The organism is Streptomyces sp. AC627_RSS907, assembly GCF_019049165.1.
The window spans coordinates 1-1,142 of the sequence record NZ_JAGMUE010000285.1 but is presented as its reverse complement, the minus strand read 5'-3'; the positions used below and the strand labels follow the sequence as shown (position 1 = coordinate 1,142).

General features: G+C 69.9%; 1 pseudogene. It reads right to left on the bottom strand.

What is annotated here, in order from left to right:
- Positions 1-1,142 (bottom strand): annotated as a pseudogene (locus KUM32_RS33755) (alpha-1,4-glucan--maltose-1-phosphate maltosyltransferase); the annotation flags it as partial.

The window sequence follows — 1,142 nt, the reverse complement described above, 5'->3', positions numbered from 1 at the left end:
TCGCGGCGGATGGTGTTGAGGCGGGTGATGAGGGGGGCGATGGTGCGGCCCTCGCGGGCGGCGGCGGCCCAGTCGCGGGGTTTGAGCTGGTACTTCTCCGAGTCGAGGTATTCCTCGCTGCCTTCGCGCAGGGGGGTGTTCTCGCAGAGTTCGTAGCCGCTGTAGATGCCCCAGGTGGGGGAGAGGGTGGCGGCGAGGACGGCGCGGACCTCGAAGGCGGGGCGGCCGCCGTGCTGGAGGTAGGCGTGGAGGATGTCGGGGGTGTTGGCGAAGAGGTTGGGCCGCATGTAGGAGGCGGCGTCCCCGGACAGCTCGGTGAGGTACTCGGTCAGTTCCTGTTTGGTGTTGCGCCAGGTGAAGTAGGTGTAGGACTGCTGGAAGCCGATCTGGGCCAGGGTGTGCATCATCGCGGGGCGGGTGAAGGCCTCCGCCAGGAAGATGACGTCGGGGTCGGCGCGGTTGATCTCGCCGATGACCTTCTCCCAGAAGACGACGGGTTTGGTGTGGGGGTTGTCGACGCGGAAGATCCGTACGCCGTGGTCCATCCAGAACCTGAGGACGCGGACGGTCTCGGTGACGATGCCGTCGGGGTCGGCGTCGAAGGCGAGGGGGTAGATGTCCTGGTACTTCTTCGGGGGGTTCTCGGCGTGGGCGATGGTGCCGTCGGGGCGGTGGTGGAACCACTCGGGGTGTTTGTGGACCCAGGGGTGGTCGGGGGAGCACTGGAGGGCGAGGTCGAGGGCGACCTCCAGGCCCAGCCGGGAGGCGCGGCCGACGAAGTGGTCGAAGTCGTCGATCGTGCCGAGGGCGGGGTGGACGGTGTCGTGTCCGCCTTCGGGGGAGCCGATGGCCCAGGGGACGCCGACGTCGTCGGGGGTGGCGGAGAGGGTGTTGTTGCGGCCCTTGCGGTGGGTGGTCCCGATGGGGTGGACGGGGGGGAGGTAGACGACGTCGAAGCCCATCGCGGCGATGGCGGGCAGCCGGCGGGCGGCGGTGCGGAAGGTGCCGTGGGGCTGTTCGGGGGTGCCCTCGGAGCGGGGGAAGAACTCGTACCAGGCGCCGTAGAGGGCGCGTTCGCGTTCGACGAGCAGGGGCAGCGGGTCGGAGGTGGTGACCAGCTCCCGCAGCGGGTGCCGGGCCAG